This is a genomic window from Streptomyces sp. NPDC014894 (genome assembly GCF_043080985.1).
Classification (GTDB): Bacteria; Actinomycetota; Actinomycetes; order Streptomycetales; family Streptomycetaceae; genus Streptomyces.
Genome location: NZ_JBIBWD010000014.1, coordinates 157157 through 172197 on the forward strand (window position 1 = coordinate 157157; position 15041 = coordinate 172197).

The following is a 15041-nucleotide window of genomic DNA, read 5'->3' on the forward strand; positions in this document are numbered from 1 at the left end:
CACTGCTCCGGGTGTCCCGGGGGGTGTTCCCGAGCCGCTCCTCCCGGGGCGCGTGGGAAGAGTTTCTTTCGGTGAGGCCGGCCGCCCGCCGGGCGGCCGGCCGGGAGAAGACCTGAGAATCTGTCGGCGCCACGGCGCCGGAGGAGGACAACAGTGCGCAGTCTGCTGCCGCTCTTGAGCACCAAGCCGCATGCGGGGGGCCGTTCGGCCCTGACCTGCCGATACCGCTGCGGTGATGCCTGTTTCCTGGAAGTTCCCAACACCAGCGACAACGAGTACGCGGGCGACATCATCGCCGGGGCCCTCTCCCGCCGGTCGATGGTGCGGGCCGCCGCCGTGGTGACGGTGGCGGCCGCCGCCGGCGCCGCCACGGTCGCCGGTCCCGGCGCGGGCCGGGCGCACGCCGCGCCCGCCGCCGCCCCCGCCCGGGCCGGCGGCCACGGCCGCCCCGACGGCGCGCGGGGTCTGCGCTTCCCCGTGGTCCCGCCCAACGCGGACGACCGGGTGACCGTTCCGGCGGGCCACGCCCAGAGCGTGGTGATCCGCTGGGGCGACCCGATCCTGCGCGGCGCGCCCGCCTTCGACGCGGAGAACCAGACCGCGAAGGCCCAGGCGGGCCAGTTCGGCTACAACAACGACTTCCTCTCGCTGCTCCCGCTCCCCGGTGAGCGGGGCCGTCAGATCATGGTGGCCAATCACGAGTACACCAGCGAATGGCTGATGTTCCGGAACTACGATCCGGAGAACCCCACCCGCGAGCAGGTGGAGATCGGCTGGGCCGGGCACGGGCTCTCCGTCGTCGTGGTCCAGGAGGAGCGCGACACGGGCCGGCTGACCCCGGTCCCACGCCACCGGCTCAACCGCCGGGTCACCGCGACCACCGAGTTCAAGGTCACCGGCCCGGCGGCGGGCAGCCCGCTGCTGCGGACCGACGCCGACCCCACCGGCACCAAGGTCCTGGGCACCTTCAACAACTGCGCGGGCGGCACCACCCCGTGGGGCACCACGCTCCACGGCGAGGAGAACATCAACCAGTACTTCGCCAACGGCGCCCGCGAGACCGACCGCCGGTACGGCCTCACCCCCGGGCCCACCGAGCGCAAGTGGGAGCGGTTCGACCGCCGCTTCGACGTGGCCCAGGAGCCCAATGAGCCGCACCGCTTCGGCTGGGTGGTGGAACTGGACCCGTACGACCCCGACTCCACCCCGCGCAAGCGCACCGCCCTCGGCCGCCTCAAACACGAGGGAGCGGAGCCCCGGCTGACCGACGACGGCCGTCCGGTCGTCTACACGGGCGACGACGAGCGTTTTGAGTACTTCTACAAGTTCGTCTCCTCCAAGCGCATGCGGCGCGGGAACTCGCGGGCCGCGCGCGAGCACAACCTCACCCTGCTGGACGAGGGCACGCTGTACGTCGCCAAGCTCACCGGCGACAGCCCCCAGGACATCGACGGCACCGGAAAGCTGCCGAACGACGGCGAGTTCGACGGCTCCGGCGTCTGGATCCCGCTCGCCACCGACGACGTCTCCCATGTGCCCGGGATGACGGCGGAGGAGGTCTACGTCTTCACCCGGAACGCGGCCGACAAGGTCGGCGCGACCAAGATGGACCGCCCCGAGGACGTCGAGCCCTCGCCGCGCACCGGCCGGGTCTATCTCGCGCTCACCAACAACACCGACCGGGGCAAGCCCGGCAAGCCGGGCGCGGACGAGGCCAATCCGCGCAATCTCAACAAGCACGGCCAGATCCTGGAACTCGCGGAGCGCCGGAACGACCCGTCGAGCACCACGTTCGCCTGGCGGCTCTTCCTGGTCGCGGGCGACCCGGCGGACCCGGCGACGTACTTCGCCGGGTTCCCCAAGGACCGCGTCAGCCCGATCTCCTGCCCGGACAATGTGACGTTCGACCCGCACGGCAATCTCTGGATCTCCACCGACGGCAACAAACTCGGCTCGAACGACGGGCTGTTCGGCGTCGCCGTGCGCGGTGAGCGGCGCGGTGAGCTGAAGCAGTTCCTCACCGTCCCGACCGGTGCCGAGACCTGTGGCCCGGTGGTCCAGGACCGCCGCGTCGTGGTCGCCGTGCAGCATCCGGGCGAGGTCGACGGGGCCACCGTCGAGCTGCCCGCGAGCACCTGGCCCGACGGACCGGGCCGGCTGGTGCGCCCGTCCGTCGTCGCGGTCTGGCGCAAGGACGGCCGTCCCATCGGCCTCTGACCCCGGCCCGGGTCGGCCTCCGCCGACCCGGACGGCCCCGGCGGCCGGGTCCACCCTGTGGTGGGCCCGGCCGCTGGGCGGGAGCCCTCGCCCGGCCCGCCGCGATCAGCAGGCCGGGCGGGGGATCAGTGCCGGTGCTTCAGCAGCGTGTCGGCGAGGGCGACCTGAGCCGGTTCCAGCGCGGACCCGCCGTCCTCGATGTCCCACAGCGCGTTCTGGAGGACCCGGCCGAGCGTCCAGCCGGCCGCCCGCCGCCGGTCCAGCCCGATCACCTCGGTGAGCAGGTCGAAGCGGCGGAGCAGCGTACCGGGCACGTCGCCGCTCGCCACCGCCGCGTCCCACCGGCTGTCCAGCGCGGGCCACAGATCGAACCCGGGGTCCCCGGCGAGCGGTTCGGGGTCGATCGCCAGCCAGGGCTCGCGCTCGGCGGCGAGGACATTGCCGTCGTGCAGGTCCCAGTGGAGCAGTCGGTCGCCCGGTTCGCCGATCAGCTCGGCCAGGGCGGACGCGCAGGAGCGCAGCAGCCGCCGCTCGTCCGGGTCGCGCAGCCGGGACGCCGCCTGCGGCGCCTCGTCGAGCATGGCCGCGGCGATGTCCGAGAGCCGCCGCAGCCCCTCGGGCGCGGGCACCGCGACCAGGCGCGCCAGCAGCTCCCCGAGAATCCGCAGACTCGACGTCTCGTCGGCCACCGACGACAGCGGACGCGTCGCGTCCAGCCGTTCCAGCAGCTGGACGCCGCTCTCGCCGTCGTGGTCGAGCAGCCGCACCACGCCGTCGCCGTTCCAGGCGCGCAGTCCGAGCGGAGCGCCCGCGCTGTCCTCGCTCGGCTGCTGGAGCCTCAGCACCGCCGTGGTGCCGTCCGCGCGGACGACCGGCAGCACCAGCGAGGCCATGCCGTGCCGTACGGGACCGTCCGGCCGCAGCTCCCAGCGGTCCAGGAAGCCGGCCGTCAGCCCGGGCAGCCCGGCGATCCAGGCGTGGCCGGACGGGTGGTGACGGGTGTACGCGGCGGCGAAGGCGTCGGGGATGTCGACGGAGGTCGACGAAGTCATGGGGTGTCTCCTTCGTGGGGTTGGGGATCTTTGGATCTCCGGTTCTCCGGATACGAAGGAGTGGTCGGCGGGGCCCGGGGGTTCGCGGGCAGGCGTCAAGGCATGGGCTCACCCTAGGTGGTCGGGGCCGACCTCCCCAGGGGTTTTCGGCGGGGCCGGAGCCGGGGGCCGGGCGGCGGTGCGTGAACGGCCCGGCCGGTGACCGGGGCCGCCGGGGGAGCGCACCCCGCCCGGTGCGCCCCCTGCCGTGCCCGACCCGGTGACGAGGGCCGGCGGGTCGGATGATCGGCGGACCGCCCGCGCCCGGCGAGGTCGTGGCCGGGCTCAGCGGTAGCTGTCGCGGCACATCCCGGTGACGGACGGATCGGTGAGCCCCGTGGAGCTGTCGCAGAGACTCTCCATGTCGTAGCTCGGCCGTGGCGCGGGCGGGTTCGGCACAGCCGGACGCGGCGGCTGTGGCCGCTGGGTACGGGGTCCGGGGTCCCGCTGGTCCGGCGGCCGCGGGCGGAGCGTCCCGGTCCGCGCCCCGGCGTCCGCCGCACCGCCGCCGGGCCGTTCGCCGTGCCGCTCCGGCAGCCCCGCTCCCGCCCCGGCCGCGGGCTCCGACGCGGGGCCGGGGAGGGCGGGCTCCCCGCGGACGTCCGCCGCCGGCGTCGGAGTCGGCGGGAGACCGGCGGGGCGCGGCGACCGCTCCCCGTCCGGGAGCGGACTGGGCGTCCCCGGTCTCCCCACCGGTTCGGCCGGTACGGAGACGCACCCCGTCAGGCCGAACAGTGCGGAGACGGACAGGGCGAGGAGGAGAACGGGCCGCTGGCGCATCCGCCCATCGTCGCGCGACGCCGCGCCTGCGCCCCGGTGCACACGCCCGGAGCCACCGGCACGGGTGACAGGGGAGACGTGCGAACCCATCCGAGGGCCCCGGATCGAGGGGAGCGGCCGCCCGCCGCCGATCCGCGGAGCCCCGCCCATGGGCCGCCAAGTCGCGGCCCTCCGGGCCCCGGTAGGGCAGGATCGGTGTCATGTCGACGAATCCCCTGCTGGCCCCCGCCCGTGCCCTGTGGGAAGGGATCGCCGGTACGCCGGTCGCGTTCCCGCCGTCGGGAAGGGTGCGCGTAGTGGTGTCGCCGGAGTCGGGAATCTGTCCGGCGGGCTGGGTCGGGGCGGTGGCCCTGGGCGGCTCGGCGATCGTGACCGCGCCGGACGAGGGGGCGGCCGCCGTCGTCCGTGACGCGCTGGCGGGGGTCGCGGCCGAGGCCGTCGTGGACGAGGCCGCTCTGCGCGCGGTGCTGCCGGTGACGCGTGTGCTCGGCCCGGCGGCGCTGTCCTACGCGTCCCCCGAGGGCTTCCGTCCTGTGAGGCCCGGCGCGGCGGGTGCGCCGGAGGTGGCACGGCTTCCGGGCGGCCATCCGGAACTGCGGGCCCTGGAGCGGGTCGCGGGGGAGCGGGACGCGGCTGACGCCGCGCTGGACGAGATCACCTCACCCGCGTTCGTGGTCCGTGCGCACGGCCGGACGGTCGCCGCCGCCGGATACCGGCTCTGGCCCGGGCGGGCCGCCCATCTCAGCGTGCTCACCGCGCCCCGGGAGCGGGGCCGGGGACTCGCCCGGCTCACCGCGTCGGCGGCGACCGCGCACGCTCTCGCCGCCGGGCTGCTGCCGCAGTGGCGGGCCAGGGTCCCCGCGTCCCGGCGGGTGGCGGCGGCCCTGGGCTACCGGGAGCTGGGCACCCAGCTCAGCGTCACGATCGCGCCCTGACGACGGACGAGGGGTCCCCGCCGGTGCGCGGGCCCGACGGGCCGCTCCCTTTCGCGTGCGTACGCCCCCGACGATGTCGCCGAGCCGTGCGAGCCGTACGGGCGGAACGGTTCCGCGGCCGTTTGCGGGCCGACCGGCCCGCGGGGCGGCACCATGAGCGGTGCCGCCCCGCGGGGAAAGTGCTACGGAGCGGTGATGTGGAAGACGCCGCACTGCACCGAGGGGGAGAGCACTACGGAGCCAGCGTTACAGCCCACCACCACATCGGGGCTCTGTTCCGTGGTGATGGTGATGTCGCCGAAGTCGAGGGCGGCGGCCGCGGTCGACGAGCCGGCGACGGCGGCGGCGGTGAGGGCGAGGGCGGTGAGAGCGGTGCGCAGACGCATGGCGGATTCCTCGGGGGTCGGTGAGCGGGAGGGGGAACATCCGCCGAAGGGTTCCCGGGACCGCCGTCCCGCGCACGGTTCGCATCGGCCCGTACTCGTTCGGAGCCGTGTATTTCACACGATCATACGAATACGCCGTCCGATGATCGGCCCGGCGGGCCCGGGTCGGTCTCGCGGTCCGGTCAGTCTCGCGGTCCGGTCGGGCCGTCACCCGCTCCGTGCGGCTCGGATCCGTCCGGCGGCCGCGCGGACCACACATGGTCGAGCGCGCCGAGGACGAGGCGGCAGACGGTCTCCGGGTCCGCGCTCGCCAGCGGCTCGCGGGCGACGACCGTCCGCAGGAGACCGATGCCGAGGAGCCAGGCCATGGCCAGGTCCGCCCGCAGCGCGCCGTCCTCGGCGCCCGAGAGCGTGGCCAGGGCGCTCTGATACTCCTCGCCCAGCTCCCGCAGGGTCCCGGCGGCCTCGTCGCCCCGCCCGACGGACCGCAGATAGACCTCCAGCGAACGGTCGCTCGCGCCGGTGGCGCTCCCGGACAGCATGGAGCGCAACGAGGCCTCGAACAGCTCCTCGGGCGGCGTCGCGCGCAGCCGCTCCAGACCGCCCTGGGCGACGACCTCCGTCAGCAGCCCCTTCTTCGAGCCGAAGTACCGGAACAGCAGCGCCTGATTGGCCTCGGCCCGCTCGGCGATCTCGCGGACCGTCGTCCCGTCGTAGCCTCGCTCGGCGAACAGGTCCCGGGCCGCTTCGAGCAGCCGCCGCCGGGTGGCCGACGCGTCACGGCGGCGCTCTCCGGGGCACGGGATCGGGGCTTCTTCCACGCGGGCGATCCTCTCAGAGGGCCCGTCAGGATAACGGCCGTATTGGGCCGTTGACCGTGCCGGAGGCCCGGATCTACGGTTGTAAGCAGGTGCTTACATGTATCGGAGGCAGCAGTGACGGCCGACACCACGCCCCTCGCCTATCCCTTCAACGCCCACGACGGGCTCCGGCTCGCCGAGGAGTACGAGCGCGTCCGCGACCGGGAGGGCCTGTTATCCGTGCGGATGCCGTACGGCGAACCGGCCTGGCTGGTCACGCGCTACGCCGACGCCCGGTTCGTCCTCGGCGACCAGCGCTTCAGCCGGGCCGCGGCCGCCGGGCACGACGAGCCCCGGCAGGCCGAGGGCCGGACCGTGAGCGGCATTCTCGGCATGGACCCGCCGGACCACACCCGGCTGCGGTCCCTCGTCGCCAAGTCGTTCACCGTCCGCGCGGCGGAGAAGCTCCGGCCCCGGGTCAGGGAGCTGACCGCGAGCCTCCTGGACGATCTGGAGACCGCCGGTCCGCCCGCCGACCTGGTGGACGTCTTCGCGCTGCCGCTGCCGGTCGCGGTGATCTGCGGACTGCTCGGGGTCCCCGCCGCCGACCGCCCGCGCTTCCGGGTCTGGAGCGACGCCGCGCTGTCGACCAGCTCCCTCACCGCCGAGGAGTTCACGGCCAATCAGGACGAACTCCGCGCCTATATGGCCGAGCTGATCGACCGTCATCGGCACCGGCCGCAGGACGATCTGATGACCGCGCTCATCGAGGCCCGCGACGGCGGCGACCGGCTCTCCGAGCGGGAACTCGTGGACCTGTGCGTGGCGGTGCTGGTCGCCGGACACGAGACCACCGCGACCCAGATCCCCAACTTCGTCCTCACCCTGCTCGACCACCCCGATCAGCTCGCCCGCCTCCGGACCCGCCCCGAGCTGATCCCGGCCGCGGTCGAGGAGCTGATGCGGTTCGTGCCCCTGGGCAGCGGATCCTCCGCGCCCCGGTACGCCACCGAGGACGTCGAGGTCGGCGGCACCCTGGTCCGGGCCGGCACCCCCGTCCTGGTCGCGACCGGCGCGGCCAATCGCGACGCGCTCCGGTTCAGCTCCCCGGGCGTGCTCGACATCGCCCGCGAGGGCAATCAGCACCTCGGATTCGGCCATGGCGTGCACCACTGCCTGGGCGCGCCGCTGGCCCGGCTGGAGCTCCAGGAGGCGCTGGCCGGACTCATCGCGCGCTTCCCGGGACTGCGCACGGCCGGTGACGTGACCTGGAAGTCCGAGATGCTGGTGCGCGGACCGCGCGTGCTGCCGGTCGCGTGGTGACCGCCGTGGCCTGGAGCGTGCGCGTCGACCCGCGGCTCTGTCTGGCCTCGGGCATGTGCGCCGGGATCGCGCCCGAGGTGTTCGCGCTGGACGACGACCACGCCCGGGCGCGGGTGGAGGCGGCCGAGCCGGACGAACGGCTCCTGGAGGCCGCCGACATCTGCCCCGCCCAGGCCATCACCGTCCATGACGGCACCGAGGTGATCGCCCCCCGCCCCGACCCGTAGGGCGGCCGGGCTCCCCCTGCTACCCGCCCGCCCTCCAACGGCGTCGGCGCTTCTTCCGGGGGCGCCGGGCTCCCGGAACGGCGTCGCTCCGGTCCGCAGTGCACCGGCCGGAGCCGGGCGTGCCCTCTCCCGTACCCCCGGCCCGTCACGGCCGCCGCCTCACGCCTTCTCGGGGCGAGCGCCGTCCCCGGCGGGCCGGGCCCGGGGGAGGGTCAGGGCGGTGAGGAGGGCGGCGGCCAGCGCGAGCGCGCCGGTGACGAGGAAGGCGCGGCCGTAGCCCGCCGCGAGGGCCTCCCGGGCCCCGGCTCCCGCGCCCGCCGAGGCGCGGCCCGCGGTGACCGCGACGGTGGACAGCACCGCGAGACCGATGCTGCCGCCGCACTGGCGGGCCGCGTTGAGCAGTCCGCTGGCGAGACCGGCCTCGTGATGGGCGACCCCGGAGGTCCCCATGTAGGTGTTGGTGACCATGCTCAGACCGATCCCGACGCTCGCCACCAGCGAGGGGCCGAGGAATCCGCCGGTGAAGGTCGAGGAGGTGTCCAGCGCGCTGAACCAGACCATCCCGGCGGCGGCCAGCAGCAGACCGCCGACGATGAGGAGCCTGCGGTCCACCGTCTTGACCAGACGCATCCCGGCCACGCTGCCGCCGATGGCCCCGCAGCAGAAGGGCAGGAACGCGACCCCGGCCTCCAGCGGGCTGTAGCGCAGCACGTCCTGGAGGAACAGCGAGGCCAGATAGAAGCCGCTGACCATCGCCGCCCCGACCAGCAGCGCGTTCACATTGGACAGCCACACCGTGCGCCCGCGCAGTATGCCCAGCCGGACGATCGGCGCGGGACAGCGCCTCTCCCACAGGACGAACGCGACGGCCAGCACCACGGCCGCCCCCAGCACCGACACGGTGCGCGCCGATCCCCAGGGGTGGCGGTCCGCGCCCAGCACCCCGTACACCAGCGCGGTCATCGCCAGGGTGCCGAGCACCGCGCCGAGGACGTCGAGCCGGGGCCGCTCGCCGGCCGGCCGGTCCCGTACGGAGGCCAGGGCCAGGGGGAGTGCGACGGCCACCAGCGGCACATTGATCAGCAGCACCCAGCGCCAGCTGAGCAGATCGGTCAGCAGGCCGCCCGCCAGCACCCCCAGCGCGCTGCCGGACCCGGCGACCGTCGCCCAGGTGCCGATGGCCTTGGTGCGGGCAGGTCCCTCGGCGAAGGTCACCATGATCACGGTCAGGCCGATCGGCGCGAGCACGGCGCCCGCGAGACCCTGCCCGGCCCGGGCCGCGATCAGCTGGCCCGGCGTCTGCGCGAAGCCGCCCAGCAGGGAGGCGACCGCGAACAGCAGCAGACCGGCGACCATGGTGCGCCGGTGCCCGAACAGATCGGCCACCCGGCCGCCGAGGAGCAGCAGACCGCCGAAGACCAGGGTGTACGCGTTCACGACCCAGGCCAGCGAGCCCGCCGAGAAGCCCAGATCGCGGCTGATCGCCGGCAGGGCCACATTCACCACGCTGATGTCCAGCGCCACGATCAGCTGGGACAGACACACCGCCGCCAGGATCAGCCCGGTGCGCGCGGCAGGCGGCCGGGCCCCCTCCCGCGCGCCGGGGAGCGGACCGGGCGCGGTGTCCCTGGTCCGCGAGAGGCCGCCCGAATCACCCATCGTCGCCTCCCGCGCACCGAGTCACACCGCCCGGGTAAGGTATGCCTGACTTCCTCCGCACGCAAGGTTCGGCCGGGCCAACGGGCCCCAACTGCGCACCAGTTCGGTTGATTTGGCCGCCGAGAGATGGTTAGGCTTTCCTTATTATTTATGAACTGCTGGGTGCGGACGGGGGAGGCCTGGTGGTCGAGGTGGTGTGCCGTGCTGCGGCGGCGGTGACCGGGCGGTGAAGTCGAACGGGCGGATCGCGACCGGTTCGCCGGGGGACGCGCGGCCGAATCCGGCTTCCATGTCCTCCGGCGCTCCCCAAGCGCCCTCGCTCTCCACCCGCACGCCCGCGCCGGGCGGACCCGGCCGCCGGACGGCCGCGCTGCGCTGGGGCGGTCTGCTCGCCGCCGCCGTGCTGCTCGCCGCGATCTGTGTGCTCAGCCTCTCCACCGGCGCGCGGAACATCCCGTTCCAGGTCGTCTGGGACGTGCTCGTCCACGGACGCGGCGGCGAAGAGGGCTTCGTCGTCAAGGAGTTGCGCGTCCCGCGCACCGTGCTCGGTCTGCTCGCCGGGGCCGGGCTCGGCCTCGCCGGGGCGCTGATGCAGGGGCTGACCCGGAATCCGCTGGCCGACCCCGGGCTGCTCGGCGTGAACAACGGGGCCTCGGCCGCCGTGGTGGTGGCGATCTCCCTGCTCGGCATCGGCTCGCCGATCGGCTACGTCTGGTTCGCCTTCCTGGGCGCGGCGGCGACCTACACGGTCGTCTACCTGCTCGGATCCACCGGCCGGGCCGCGACCCCGGACCGGATGGTGCTCGCCGGGGCGGCCATCAACGCCTCCCTGATCGCGTTCGTCACCGCCGTGGTCCTCCACGATGTGCGGACCTTCGACAAGTTCCGCTTCTGGGCCGTGGGCTCACTCGTCGGACGGGACATGGACGTGGCGTACCAGGTCGGCCCGCTGATCCTGCTCGGCGTGATCGTCGCGCTCGCCCTGGCGCGCCCGCTCAACGCGCTGGCCCTCGGCGACGAGACCGGCCGGGCGCTGGGCGCGCACACCGAGCGGACCCGGGTGGCGGGCGCGCTGGCGGTCGCCCTGCTCTGCGGCGGAGCCACCGCCGCGGCCGGGCCCATCGCCTTCGTGGGACTGGCGGTCCCGCACATCGTCCGGATGGTCACCGGCCCCGACCAGCGCTGGGTCATGACGTACTCGCTGCTGCTCGCGCCGGTGCTGCTGCTCGGCGCGGACGTCGCCGGACGGCTGCTCGCCGCGCCGGGGGAGCTGGAGGCGGGCATCGTCACCGCGTTCCTCGGCGCGCCGGTCTTCATCGCGCTCAGCCGCCGGCGCAGGATCACAGGGCTGTGAGCACGGTCCACGGGCGCCGTCCCGTCGTCAGGCCGGTCACCGGAAAGGTGCTCCGCACCCGCACCGGGGCGGTGTCCCTGCGCTTCGACGCCCGCTCGTTCGCCGTCGGCGCGCTGCTCCTCGTGGCGATCGCGGCCGTCGGCCTCGCGAGCCTGACCACGGGCAGCTACCGGGCCTCGGTCCCCGATGTGGTCGCCACGCTCTTCGGCGGCGGCCCCGGCGGGCTGGACTTCATCGTCCATCAGCTCCGGCTGCCCCGGCTGCTGGTCGCCGTCATGGTCGGGGTCGCGCTGGGCGTCAGCGGCGCGATGTTCCAGAGCGTCTCCCGCAATCCGCTCGGCAGCCCGGACGTCATCGGCTTCACCAACGGCTCGGCCACCGGAGCCCTGGTCGTGATCCTGCTGCTGGGCGGCGGCAGCCTCCACGGCGTCGCCGCCGGAGCCGTCGCCGGCGGACTGGCGACCGCCGCGGTGGTCTACGCGCTGGCCTTCCGCCGGGGTGTGCAGGGCTTCCGGCTCATCCTCACCGGCATCGGGACCAGCGCCATGCTGGCCTCGTTCAACGCCTATCTGCTGACCCGGGCCGCGCTCGCCGACGCGCAGACCGCCCAGCTCTGGCTCACCGGCAGCCTCAACGGGCGCCGCTGGGAGCACGCGCTGCCGCTGGCGCTCGCGCTGCTGGTCCTCGTGCCCGCCGCGCTCGCCCTCGGCCGCCGGATGTCTCTGCTGGAGATGGGAGACGAGACGGCCCGGGCCCGCGGGGTCCCCGCCGAACCGACCCGGCTCGCCCTCCTGGCGACCAGCGTCGGTCTGGTCTCGGTGGCCACCGCCGCCGCCGGGCCGATCGCCTTCGTGGCGCTCGCCGCTCCGCAGCTGGCCCGCAGGCTGACCCGCTCGGCCGGCGCCGGGCTGCTCCCCGCGGCCCTCATGGGCGCGCTGCTGCTGACCGCGGGCGATCTGGCCGCACAGCGGGTGCTGGCCCCGACCCAGCTGCCGGTGGGCGTCGCCACCGCGGCGCTCGGCGGACTGTATCTGGCCTGGCTGCTGGGCCGGGAATGGCGGAGACGATGACGGCGCGCCCCCGCCGGGACCGTACGGGACATCACTTCGCGCACCATTCGGGAAGCGGGCAGGGACACGATATGAACGACTCCGCGCACGAGGTCCGGCTGTACGGCGAGGGGCTGACCCTGGCCTACGACGAGCGGGTGGTGGCCGGCGCCCTGGACGTCAGCATTCCGGACGGCTCCTTCACGGTGATCGTCGGACCCAACGCCTGTGGGAAGTCCACGCTGCTCAAGGCGCTCTCCCGGATGATCAAACCGAGGGCCGGCACGGTCCGCCTGGACTCCGCGCCGATCTCCTCCTACTCCGCGAAGGAGGTGGCTCGGCGGCTCGGTCTGCTGCCCCAGACCTCCACCGCGCCCGGCGGCATCACGGTGGGCGATCTGGTCGCGCGCGGTCGCTACCCCCATCAGCGCATGCTCCGCCAGTGGTCCGCCGCGGACGAGGAGGCGGTGGTCGAGGCGATGGAGATGACCGGGGTCCTGGAGCTGGCCGAGCGGTTCGTCGAGGAGCTGTCCGGCGGACAGCGCCAGCGGGTCTGGCTCGCCATGGCGCTCGCCCAGCGGACCGGGATCCTGCTGCTGGACGAGCCGACCACCTATCTCGACCTCGCCCACCAGATCGAGGTGCTCGACCTGTGCTGGGATCTGCACCGGCGGCAGGGCCACACCCTGGTCCTGGTGCTCCACGACCTCAATCAGGCCTGCCGGTACGCGACCCATCTGATCGTGATGAAGGACGGCGCGATCGTCGCCGAGGGCGACCCGGTGAAGATCGTCACCGCCGAGCTGGTGGAGGAGGTCTTCGGGCTCGCCTGCCGGATCATCCCCGACCCCGAGGTGGGGACCCCGCTGGTGGTCCCCGTCGCCCGGCCCGACGATCCCCGGCGGCTGAACCCGCCCTCGTCCGGAGTGCTCGCCGCCGCCGACGCGCGGCCGAACTGATCCCCGGCCGCGCGCCCGATCCGATCCGGGCCGAGTCGCCCGAAGCGAACCGGGCCGCGCGCCCGATCCGGCCCGAGTCGCCCGGCCCGCTGAACCGAGGGGCGCGGCGGCGCCGGTCCCCGGCGCGCGGCCGGTCCGAGCCGTGCGGTCCGCGCCGGTCCGCGTCGTGCGCCCGATCCGATCCGGGCCGCGCGCCCGATCCGATCGGGCACGTCCCGCCGGTCCGAGTCGCGCCATCGATCCGAGCCCCCCGAGCCGCGGCCCCGCCGATCCACGGCGTACCACCGAACTCCCCGGCCGGGCGGTCCGGGCGCCGTTCGCCGCGCCGCGGGGCGGTGCTCCCGGCCGCCGCCGGAGCGTCGCTCGCGGCGATCCCCCTATTCCTCCGACCGCGCCGGAGGAATTGAAGCGCGCCCGACGAGGGAAATGGGGAGGCGACTGACATTACGTCAATCGCCTTTCTCCATAAGGCCGTTCGGGCGATGCGCAGTGGTGCGCACAGCTGAGATTAGGTTAGACTTACCTAACTGTCCGTGCCGTCGGACGGTGGCACGGGTATCTCCAGTCCGACGACGTGAGGATGAGCTCGTCCATGACGACGAACCCTTTTGACGACGACAGCGGAACCTCGTACACCCCGGTCGCCCCCGCGGGCCGTCTCTCCCCGTAACCCCGCGTCCGCCGGCGTCCGCCGCGCCGAGCCCGCGCGCCGCCGAACAGCCGCGTACCGCCCCCGTACCACCCCGCCGTTGGCGCGATCCCCTCACCCGCAGGCGTCCCCGCCTGCCTCTGAGCCGTCCAGGACCTGAATCTGTCACGGCGCACTCTGTGCTGCCAGAAGAGGACTTCCCATGCGGACCACGGAGCACCGTCAGCATGCAGCGAGCGTGCGGTGACCACACTCTCCGATCGATTCGACTACCGGGTCGGCAGCGCCGACGCCCCCGGCGACCCCATCGAGGTCGCCGCTTCCCTGGCGAACGGCTCCACCGCCCCCTATGTGCTGTACGAGCGCGCCGGACAGTGGTCCTTCGGGGCCGGAGCCGCCTATGAGATCCTGCTCCACCCCGACCGCATCGAAGTGCGCTCCGGCGCCGGCGACCGCACCGTCGCCACCGGCCCGGAACCTCTCCAGCAGATCGCCGAACTGCTCGCCGCCTGTCCCGTGCCCGGATGGCGCGCCTACGGCTGGGCCGGATTCGAGCTGGCGTACTTTCTGCACGGACTGCCCCACCTCGTCGGCGCCCAGCCCCTGCTGCATCTGATGGTCCCCGAGAGCGAGGTCCGCTGGCAGGACGGCGAGGCTGTGCTGCGGGCCCTGGACCCGGAGCGGCTGCCGGCGCTGACCGCCCTTCTCGCCGAGGCCCCCCGCTCCGCCGCCGCGCCCCCGCTCGCACTGGACGAGGGCGAACTCGGCGAGGAGTACCGCAAGGCCGTCGCCGCCGCCGTCGAGGACATCCGGGCGCACCAGCTCCAGAAGGTCATACTCTCCCGGGTCGTCCCGGTGCCCCAGGAGATCGACCTCGCCGCCACCTATCTGCTGGGCCGCCGGGGCAACACCCCCGCCCGCTCCTTCCTGCTCGACCTCGGAGTCCACCGGGCGGCCGGATTCAGCCCGGAGACCGTCGTCGAGGTGGACGCGCTGGGCCGGGTCTCCACCCAGCCGCTCGCCGGCACCCGGGCGCTCTCCGGCGACACCGAGGCCGACCGGGGCCGCCACGAGGAACTGCTCACCGACCCCAAGGAGATCTTCGAGCACGCGATCTCGGTCAAGGCCGCCTGCGACGAGCTGTACACCATGTGCGAACGCGACTCCGTCACCGTCGACGAGTTCATGACCGTACGACGGCGCGGCAGCGTCCAGCACCTCGCCTCCCGGGTCGGCGCCCGGCTCGCCCCGGGCCGCAACGCCTGGCACGCGCTGGCCGCGCTCTTCCCCGCGGTCACCGCCTCCGGCCTGCCCAAGGCCGCCGCCTGCACCGCGATCCACCGGTACGAGAGCCTCCCCAGGGGCCTGTACAGCGGGGCCGTCCTCGCCGTCGACGCGGACGGCTCCCTCGACGCCGCCCTCGTGCTGCGGACGGTCTTCCAGCGCGACGGCCGCACCTGGCTGCGCGCCGGCGCCGGGATCGTGGAGCACTCCACTCCCGAGCGCGAATTCGAGGAGACCTGCGAGAAGCTGCGCAGCACCAGCAGATTCCTCGTCCCCCGTACGCCGTCCGACGCCGACCGCCCGGAAGGGGCCCGGCGACCCGCGTAAC

Annotated in this window: 12 protein-coding genes; 8 read left to right on the forward strand and 4 right to left on the reverse strand. The window is 74.3% G+C overall.

Translation table 11 applies throughout. The annotated features are described in order from the left end of the window. Positions 1-153: 153 nt before the first annotated feature. Entirely contained in the window at positions 154-2217 is a 2064-nt protein-coding gene (locus ACF089_RS28940) for a PhoX family protein (protein WP_392032684.1), read from the forward strand. A 125-nt stretch (positions 2218-2342) separates the two neighbouring features. On the opposite strand, the gene ACF089_RS28945 is transcribed toward ACF089_RS28940, so the two are convergent. Further along, the gene (locus ACF089_RS28945; RefSeq protein WP_392032687.1) at positions 2343-3269 is read right to left on the reverse strand and encodes an aminoglycoside phosphotransferase family protein; all 927 of its coding nucleotides are present in this window, start codon (positions 3267-3269) and stop codon (positions 2343-2345) included. Between the two features lie 1019 nt (positions 3270-4288). Here ACF089_RS28945 and ACF089_RS28950 point away from each other — a divergent pair. Beyond that, positions 4289-5023 carry a GNAT family N-acetyltransferase gene (locus ACF089_RS28950; protein ID WP_392032690.1) on the forward strand — a complete coding sequence of 245 codons (735 nt, stop codon included), beginning with the start codon at positions 4289-4291 and terminating at the stop codon, positions 5021-5023. 182 nt (positions 5024-5205) lie between these two features. On the opposite strand, the gene ACF089_RS28955 is transcribed toward ACF089_RS28950, so the two are convergent. Continuing rightward, a complete protein-coding gene (locus ACF089_RS28955) occupies positions 5206-5409 on the reverse strand; it encodes a hypothetical protein (protein WP_392032693.1) in 204 nt (67 codons plus the stop codon). Positions 5410-5591: 182 nt separating this feature from the next. After that, positions 5592-6230 (reverse strand): TetR/AcrR family transcriptional regulator, encoded by a 639-nt coding sequence (locus tag ACF089_RS28960; protein ID WP_392032696.1) that lies wholly within the window; start codon positions 6228-6230, stop codon positions 5592-5594. 114 nt (positions 6231-6344) lie between these two features. Here ACF089_RS28960 and ACF089_RS28965 point away from each other — a divergent pair, with 114 nt between their 5' ends. Together ACF089_RS28965 and ACF089_RS28970 are read left to right on the forward strand one after the other, a co-directional pair. After that, entirely contained in the window at positions 6345-7532 is a 1188-nt protein-coding gene (locus tag ACF089_RS28965) for a cytochrome P450 (RefSeq protein ID WP_392032699.1), read from the forward strand. A 5-nt stretch (positions 7533-7537) separates the two neighbouring features. After that, entirely contained in the window at positions 7538-7759 is a 222-nt protein-coding gene (locus ACF089_RS28970) for a ferredoxin (protein WP_392032702.1), read from the forward strand. A gap of 159 nt (positions 7760-7918) precedes the next feature. Here ACF089_RS28970 and ACF089_RS28975 read toward each other — a convergent pair whose 3' ends face one another. Continuing rightward, entirely contained in the window at positions 7919-9418 is a 1500-nt protein-coding gene (locus ACF089_RS28975) for an MFS transporter (protein WP_392032704.1), read from the reverse strand. Positions 9419-9707: 289 nt separating this feature from the next. Here ACF089_RS28975 and ACF089_RS28980 point away from each other — a divergent pair, with 289 nt between their 5' ends. The 4 genes from ACF089_RS28980 (at position 9708) to ACF089_RS28995 (ending at position 15040) form a co-directional block, all read left to right on the forward strand. After that, positions 9708-10772, forward strand: a complete 1065-nt coding sequence (locus ACF089_RS28980; RefSeq protein WP_392032707.1) for a FecCD family ABC transporter permease — start codon at positions 9708-9710, stop codon at positions 10770-10772. After that, positions 10769-11842: a FecCD family ABC transporter permease gene (locus tag ACF089_RS28985; protein WP_392032709.1), complete on the forward strand. Its 1074-nt coding sequence runs from the start codon at positions 10769-10771 to the stop codon at positions 11840-11842. The genes ACF089_RS28980 and ACF089_RS28985 overlap by 4 nt, the downstream gene beginning before the upstream one ends. Positions 11843-11913: 71 nt before the next feature. Next, a complete protein-coding gene (locus tag ACF089_RS28990) occupies positions 11914-12780 on the forward strand; it encodes an ABC transporter ATP-binding protein (protein ID WP_392032712.1) in 867 nt (288 codons plus the stop codon). An 892-nt stretch (positions 12781-13672) separates the two neighbouring features. Further along, positions 13673-15040, forward strand: a complete 1368-nt coding sequence (locus ACF089_RS28995; RefSeq protein ID WP_392032715.1) for a salicylate synthase — start codon at positions 13673-13675, stop codon at positions 15038-15040. The last annotated feature ends 1 nt before the right edge of the window (position 15041 follow it).